Here is a 7,609-nt window from a genome sequence, read left to right on the forward strand (position 1 = left end):
CGGCAGCGTCCAGCAACTGACCGAGCCGTCCGGCTCGTGATTGACTCGGTCTTCTTGATATCGGGGTGCCCCCACGAAGGGGACACCCCGATATTGCTGTTCCTGGGCAGCAGGCCTCTCAGCGGGCGATCTCGGTGACCCGGGACTCGCGGACCACTGTGACCCGGATCTGACCCGGATAGGTCAGCTCCTCCTCGATCTGCTTGGCCACGTCGCGGGCCAGCACGGCCGCCCCGATGTCGTCCACGTCGTCCGGTTTGACCATCACCCGGATCTCCCGGCCGGCCTGCATGGCGAAGACCTTGTCCACGCCGAGCTTGCCGGCCGCGATCTCCTCGATCCGCTCCAGCCGCTTGACGTACGCCTCCAGGCTTTCCCGGCGCGCGCCCGGCCGACCACCCGAGCAGGCGTCGGAAGCCTGGGTGAGCACGGCCTCGATGGTCTGCGGGGGCACCTCGTTGTGGTGCGCCTCGATGGCGTGCACCACGTCCTCGTGCTCGCCGTACTTGCGGGCCAGGTCCGCGCCGATGATGGCGTGGCTGCCCTCCACCTCGTGGGTGAGCGCCTTGCCGATGTCGTGCAGGAACGCCGACCGTTTGATGATCGGCACGTCCAACCGCAGCTCGGCGGCCATGATGCCGGCGATGTGGGCGGTCTCGACCAGGTGCTTGAGCACGTTCTGCCCGTACGAGGTGCGGTAGCGCAGCCGACCGAGCAGGGTCACCAGCTCCGGGTGGATCTCGGTGATGCCGACTTCGACAAGGGCATCCTCGGCGGCGCGGAGGCAGAGCTGCTCCACCTCCTGCCGGGCCAGGTCGTAGACCTCCTCGATCCGGTGCGGGTGGATGCGCCCGTCCAGGACCAGCTTTTCCAGAGTCACCCGACCCACCTCGCGACGAACCGGGTCGAAGCAGGAGAGCAGCACCGCCTCGGGGGTGTCGTCGATGATCAGGTTGACGCCGGTCACCGACTCGAAGGCGCGGATGTTGCGCCCTTCCCGGCCGATAATCCGCCCCTTCATCTCGTCACCGGGGAGGTGCAGGACGCTGACCACGCTCTCCGCGGTCTGCTCGCTGGCGACCCGCTGGATCGCGTCCACCACGATGTGTCTGGCGCGCTGCTCGGCCGTGTTGCGCGCGTCGGACTCGATGTCCCGCACGAGCAGCGCCGCTTCCCGCTTGGCAGACGTCTCGATGGCGTCGACCAGTTCCAGACGCGCGGAGTCGGCGGTGAGCCCGGCGATCCGCTCCAGCTCCCGGCGGCGCAGCTCCTCCGACTCGGTCAGCTCGGCTTCGCGCTGGGCGAGCGCGGCCTCCCGGGCGGCGAGGGCGGCTTTCGCGGCGGTGAGCTGCCGCTCCCGTTCGGCGAACCGCTCCACCTCCTCGGTGTGCATCCGCTCCCGCTCGTCCATCCGAGCTGCCCGACGTTCCACCTCGGCGGCCTGTTCCCGAGTGGTGGCGGCGAGTACGGCGACCTCCCGCTCGCCGCTGCGCCGGGCTGCCGTCCGCAACTGTTCGGCGTCCGCCTCGGCCTGCTTGTGGGCGCGTTCCAGAACGGTGTCCGCCTCGGCCCGGGCGTCGTCGAGGACCCGCCGTGCCTCGGCGCGGGCCGCCTTCGCCTCGGCCTTCGCGGCCGCCGCCTCGGTACGGGCCGCCGCGGCCGCTGACTTCGCCACGTCGATCGTGCTGTTCGCCTCGTCGGCCGCGGTCCGTAGGGCAGCGAGGGACTGCTCCTGGCGGTCCTTCTCGGCGATGAAGGCGGGATCCTCCGGTGCCGGCGCGGCGCCCATCCGGCGCAGTGTTCGGATGCCGACCAGCACGGCCCCGATCACCACCACCGCGAGGACGAGGACGGCCGCGAGGAGCACGACGTCGAACGCGTTCATGCCGGGACCCCGTCGGGTCTACCGCTGAACCTGTGCCGCCGCCCCGCCATGGCCGCCTCCCCTAACGTCGAGACCGCAGCGACCGTGCCGGGGGCACACTCCTGCGGCTGTGGACGCCCGACCGGAGCGGCTGGCCGTGGGTAGCTTTCTCCGCCGGCGGTGCCCAGGGGGCAGCGTCGGCGGCCGGGTGCAGTTGTCGCAGCGTTCCGGACCGGCCTGTCCGGAACTGCCGCCAAAGGCCGCGGAGTCGGCCAAAGTGATGCTGTTCTGTTACGCGATCTATGTTGTGCGCTTAGCCTGCGCTGGTCGGGCAATGTGAGCCTGTATGGCGAGGCTAGGTCTCCGGGGGTGTTCTGGTCAAGGACTCATGATCAAACCCCCCGAACGGAGAGAAGTTGAACCGTCACCGCGCGCTGATATCTCGGCGGACAGGAGGGGACAAACTCCGCGAGGCGTGCCGAGACCTTGACGTGTCGGGCCTGCTCAGCGCCGTCCAGCCGGCTGTTGGACGCGGCCGGCGCCAAGCGAGGTGTGACGGAACCGTCTCACCAGACGTCAGTCGGCTCCGGCCGCCACCGCCGCGACGACCAGTGCCGCGTTGCCCCCGGCGGGTGAGCCGTCCGGCAGGCACAGGGTGTCCTCGAGCCCGATTCGGGTGTCCAGACCCCGGCGTACCGCCTCGGCGAGGACCGGCCAGGTCGCCGGACCCTCGCCGTGCAGCAGCACCGGCGGCGCGCCCGCCGGCAGCGCGGCGAGAATCCGGGAGGCGTCGGCCAACGCGACAGCCACGTCCTCGGCCATGCACTCGACCAGAACCCGCCCGGCCGGCACCCGCCACCGCCGGTACGCCGCGACCGCGTCGAGCGTCCACAGCCCTGCCTCGACGAGCACACCACGCTCGTGCAGGGCAGCCGCGACCGCCTCGGCACCGGGCTCGTGCGCGTTGACCGAGGCGAAGTCGGGCAGCACCGGCCAGGCCCGGACGGCGGCCACGCGTGCAGCCGGATCCGGCGAGATCCAGGCGCCGGTGCTCACCCCGACCGGCAGCCCCGGCCGAGCGGCACGGATCGCGGTCAGCGCGTCGGCGATCACCGCCGGCCGCAGCGACTCGCACCGGCCTCGTCCCGGGGATGGACATGGACGGCCGCCACGCCGAGCGCCGCGCAACGGGCCGCGTCGGCGGCCAACTCCGTCGCCGTCAGCGGCACGGCCGGATGGGCCTCCCGGCCGTGCCCGCCGTTCAGACATGCCTTCAACATCGGGCCCGCACCTCCATCGGGAGTCGCAGCGGACCGCTCACTCGACCAGACGGTTGTCGCGCTCCAACTCGCCCTCGGCGTCGGCGAGCGCGTCGGCGTCGATCTGCTCGGCGAACTCGGCCGCCTCGGCGCTCTGCGCGGCGAGCGCGTCCTTCACCGCCCGGATGGCCACACCGGGCGGGTAACCCTTGCGGGCCAGCATGCCCACCAGCCGGCGGAAGACCGCGTCCGGCTCGCCTCGGGCGGTGCGCAGCTTGCGCTCCACCAGACCACGGGCGGTGTCCGCCTCGGTCTCCTCGTCCAGCTCACCCAGCGCCTCGGTGGCCACCTCGCCGTCCACGCCCTTGCGACGCAGCTCGTTGGCGAGTGCCCGGCGAGCGAGGCCGCGCCCGGTGTGCCGGCTGGACACCCAGGCCCGGGCGAACGCGGCGTCGTCGATGATGCCGACCTCGTCATACCGGTCGAGCACCTCGGCCGAGACCTCCTCGGAGATGCCCCGCTTCGCCAACGCCCCGGCCAGCTCGGCCCGGGTGCGGGGCCGGACGGCAAGCTGGCGCAGACAGATCTCGCGGGCCACCTCGGACTCATCGCGGGGAGGGGGCGTCGGCTCATCCGCCGACGACTCGGCCCGGCGCCCCCGGCGGGGACGCGGCGGATCAGCAGCGTCGCCCGTACGAGGCGGACTGGCATCCCAGCCCCGCCCCGTACGAGCGCGTCGTCCTGCCATGGGTCAGCGACCGGTCAGAAGTCGACCGGCGGCAGCTCCGGGCCACCGGCGGCGTCACCCGCGCCGACCCCGACGCCGAGCTTCTCCAGGATCTTCTTCTCGATCTCGGCGGCCACGTCCGGGTTTTCCTTCAGGAACTCCCGGGCCTTCTCCTTGCCCTGGCCGAGCTGGTCGCCGTCATACGTGTACCACGCTCCGGACTTGCGGATGATCGCCTGCTCCACGCCGACGTCGATCAGCGAGCCCTCACGCGAGATGCCCTTGCCGTACATGATGTCGAACTCGGCCTGCTTGAACGGCGCGGCGACCTTGTTCTTCACGACCTTGACCCGGGTGCGGTTACCGACCACGTCGGTGCCGTCCTTGAGGCTCTCGATGCGTCGCACGTCGAGCCGGACCGAGGCGTAGAACTTCAGCGCCCGACCACCGGTGGTGGTCTCCGGGCTGCCGAACATGACGCCGATCTTTTCCCGCAGCTGGTTGATGAAGATTGCCGTGGTGCCGGTGTTGCTGAGCACACCGGTGATCTTCCGGAGCGCCTGGCTCATCAGCCGGGCCTGGAGGCCCACGTGGCTGTCGCCCATCTCGCCCTCGATCTCGGCGCGTGGCACCAGGGCCGCCACCGAGTCGATCACGATGATGTCCAGAGCGCCGGAGCGGATCAGCATGTCCGCGATCTCCAGCGCCTGCTCGCCGGTGTCCGGCTGGGAGACCAGCATCGCGTCGGTGTCGACGCCGAGGGCCTTCGCGTACTCCGGGTCGAGCGCGTGCTCGGCGTCGATGAAGGCGGCGATGCCGCCGTTGCGCTGGGCGTTGGCCACCGCGTGCAGTGCCACAGTGGTCTTACCGCTGGACTCGGGGCCGTAGATCTCGACCACCCGGCCACGGGGCAGGCCGCCAATGCCGAGGGCCACGTCGAGCGCGATGGAGCCGGTCGGAATGATTGCGGTCTGGACGACCGGCCGGTCACCCAGCCGCATCACCGAGCCCTTGCCAAACTGCTTGTCAATCTGAGCGAGAGCAAGGTCGAGTGCCTTCTCCCGGTCAGGCCCTGCTGCCATGGTTGCCACCCCTGCCTTCGCCGGCGTCTTTGCTGAGCTTCGCGTCACGCGGACACGCTAGGCGCTAGGTCCGACAGAAAACCAGCCGACGGGCCGCGAGCTGTGGACGAGCACCCCGCTGTGGACAATAGCCGAACAGGTGTACGACTCGACAAGCGACACGCGGAACCGGCAAAAAGGCTGCTCAGCGTAGTCGCGCGGGCACCCGGTCGGGGTACGCGGCACAAACCGCCCGCCACACCACGTGCGTCTGCTCCCCCGATGCCAGGGCCTGCTCGATGGTCCGCCCGCCAAGCTGGGACAGCACCTGATCGCGGGCGATGCTGGCCGCGTAGCCGGGCCCGAACGCCTCGTCCAGCCGCGTCCAGAAGTCGGTCAGCCGCACAGTGATCAGCCCTCCTCGTCCGGTGCCCCGGTCGGCACCGGGCGCAACGCTAGCGCCACCAGGGGCGCCGCCGCGACCGCCGCGAGCAGGGTGAGCACGGGATAACCGGCGAACTGCATGACAAACCCGCTGACCACGGCAGCCCCGGCCCCCGCCAACCCCATGATCAGGTCGGACAGCCCCTGGACGCTCGGCCGCACGGCGGCCGCCACCGACTCGGACAGCAGGGTCGAGCCGGCCACCATCGTCCCCGACCAGCCCAACCCGAGCAGAACCAGACCGACCGAGAGCCGAGGCGTGTGGTGCCCGGCGGTGCCGGCGACCGCGCAGGCGGCCAGCAGCAGCCCGACCCCACCGAGGATCACCGCCCGTCGACCGAGCCGGTCGGTGAGCCAACCCACCACCGGGGAGAACGCGTACATGCCGGCGATGTGCAGGCTCAGCACGATGCCGACCAGCCGCAACACGTCGGCGTCGGCGTGCGACTCACCGAGCCGGACCGGAGTCATCGCCATCACCGCCACCATCACCAGGTGACCCACCGCCACGGCGGCGATGCCGAGTCGGGCGGCGGGCTGTCCGCGTACCACCGACCAGGCCGCACGCATCCCGGCGCCGCGCGGCACGCGCACCGTGACCGGCGCGGCGGCCGGCGTCGCGCCGCCACCCGCCGCCGGCGCCTCGGCCGCCACAGCGGTCGCCGTCGCGTCGACGGCCGGCGGCAGATCGACGGCCGGCGCGTCGGCCGCCGCGAGCCGCCGCGCCGTGAGCAGCGGGTCGGGCCGGAGCAACCCGAGGAGTACGACGGCAGCCAGCACGAACGCGGCCGCGCTGAACGCGAACGGGCCGGCCAACGGGGGCAAACCCCAGCCGGTGGTGACGCGGTCGGCCAGCGCGGCGAAGTTCGGCGCGGCCACCGCACCGATGGTGGTGGCCCAGACGATCAGAGAGAGCTGCCGCCCCCGACGGACCGGCTCGGCGAGGTCCACGGCCGTGTAGCGGGCCTGGAGGTTCGCCGCGGTGCCCCCGCCGAAGAGCAGCATGCCGAGGAAGAGCAGCGGCACCCAGTGGGTGGCCGCGGCCAGCACCACCAGCAGGCCACCGACGGCGCCGACCGAGTACGCCAGCACCAGGCCCGGCCGGCGGCCGTGCCGCGCCATGATCCGGGTGACCGGGACGGCGAGCAGCGCGGCACCGACCACCCCGGCGCTCTGCGCGACACCGGCCACCGCGGTCCCGGCGATCCGTGCCGCGAGCAGCGCGCCCACGGAGATGCCGATGGTCACGCCGATCCCGCCGATGATCTGGGTGGTGAAGAGCAGCCGCAGGGTACGCCGCTGAATCGACGCGACGTCGGGTCGGGCGACGGTACGCGGCGCGGTCAGGTCGGTCGCCATCGGCGCTCCTGTCGAAAGGGGTGGCTCATCCTCGCGCACCCACACCTACCAGCGGCAGTGGGTTTTGCCGACAGCCGAACCGACAGCCGGTTCCCGGCGGGCGGCGGGCGGCGGGCGGCGGGCGGCGGGCGGCGGGCGGCGGGCGGGAAATCGTCCTACCCGCGCGGTTGTGGTGGGTCGGGCGCGGACAGCAGGGGTGCCAGCCGACGGATCCGGGTCAGGGTGCGTGCGGCGACGGCCACACTGACAGCGGCGACCACGCCGAAGATCACCGCGAAGCCCTTGCTGTCGGCGGCGAGCAGAGCGAGCAGGACCAGCCCGAGGCAGATGCCCAGGATGGCCAGCAGCGCTGCCCAGGTGGCTCGCCGCTGCTCGACCAGATAGCGGGGCAGTGCGGCCCGCGTGGCTTCGTCCGCGGGCACGGCGCTGGTGTGCACTGCCTGGCGCAGCGCGTACCCCTCCGGATCGCGCCGGGCGGCCTGCTCGCCCGCGCTCCACCGACTGAAGTACACGGCGGGGCCGACCCAGACGAGGTTCAGCGCACCGGTCAGCACGGCCTCGACCAGCGGCTCCTGCCTGTCGAAGAGCCAGCGCACCGGCAGCCCGATGAGCACCGTCATCGGCACCCAGTAGACGGCCATGAGCTGCAAGCCGGGCGCCCGCTCGAAGAACCGCTTCCATCTCCTGCGGCGTCCGGCGGCCACACCCACCCGACGCTCCCCGTTGTCAACGTTCATCGACACCGGTTACCCAGCCACTCGATCCGCGACGCACCGTCAATCTTGGACAGTTTCCGTCATCCGCTGACTATTCAGTCCCATGACATCTGTCAGTGGTGAAGTCCCGATACATGTGTCAGTTGGTAGGGATCTTGGGTCTGCCGGTGGATGGTGCC

The 7,609-nt window shown here is 71.7% G+C and carries 6 protein-coding genes and 1 pseudogene; all 7 read right to left on the minus strand.

The features are described 5' to 3' along the window. Positions 1–118: 118 nt before the first annotated feature. The 7 genes and pseudogenes from rny to ABZU43_RS30980 all read right to left on the minus strand — a co-directional run bounded on the left by rny (position 119) and on the right by ABZU43_RS30980 (position 7,451). The gene (gene rny, locus ABZU43_RS30950) at positions 119–1,885 is read right to left on the minus strand and encodes a ribonuclease Y (RefSeq protein WP_355009931.1); all 1,767 of its coding nucleotides are present in this window, start codon (positions 1,883–1,885) and stop codon (positions 119–121) included. 555 nt (positions 1,886–2,440) lie between these two features. Next, positions 2,441–3,144 (minus strand): annotated as a pseudogene (locus ABZU43_RS30955) (3-keto-5-aminohexanoate cleavage protein). Positions 3,145–3,181: 37 nt separating this feature from the next. After that, positions 3,182–3,871 carry a regulatory protein RecX gene (locus ABZU43_RS30960; RefSeq protein ID WP_355009932.1) on the minus strand — a complete coding sequence of 230 codons (690 nt, stop codon included), beginning with the start codon at positions 3,869–3,871 and terminating at the stop codon, positions 3,182–3,184. Positions 3,872–3,885: 14 nt separating this feature from the next. Next, entirely contained in the window at positions 3,886–4,932 is a 1,047-nt protein-coding gene (gene recA, locus ABZU43_RS30965) for a recombinase RecA (RefSeq protein WP_007456801.1), read from the minus strand. Positions 4,933–5,116: 184 nt separating this feature from the next. Further along, a complete protein-coding gene (locus ABZU43_RS30970) occupies positions 5,117–5,317 on the minus strand; it encodes a DUF3046 domain-containing protein (protein WP_030489422.1) in 201 nt (66 codons plus the stop codon). Positions 5,318–5,322: 5 nt separating this feature from the next. After that, positions 5,323–6,714, minus strand: a complete 1,392-nt coding sequence (locus ABZU43_RS30975) for an MFS transporter (RefSeq protein ID WP_355009933.1) — start codon at positions 6,712–6,714, stop codon at positions 5,323–5,325. A 155-nt stretch (positions 6,715–6,869) separates the two neighbouring features. Next, positions 6,870–7,451: a hypothetical protein gene (locus ABZU43_RS30980; RefSeq protein WP_355009934.1), complete on the minus strand. Its 582-nt coding sequence runs from the start codon at positions 7,449–7,451 to the stop codon at positions 6,870–6,872. Positions 7,452–7,609: the final 158 nt, after the last annotated feature.

The organism is Micromonospora sp. NPDC005205, from assembly GCF_040608275.1.
Taxonomy (GTDB): domain Bacteria; phylum Actinomycetota; class Actinomycetes; order Mycobacteriales; family Micromonosporaceae; genus Micromonospora.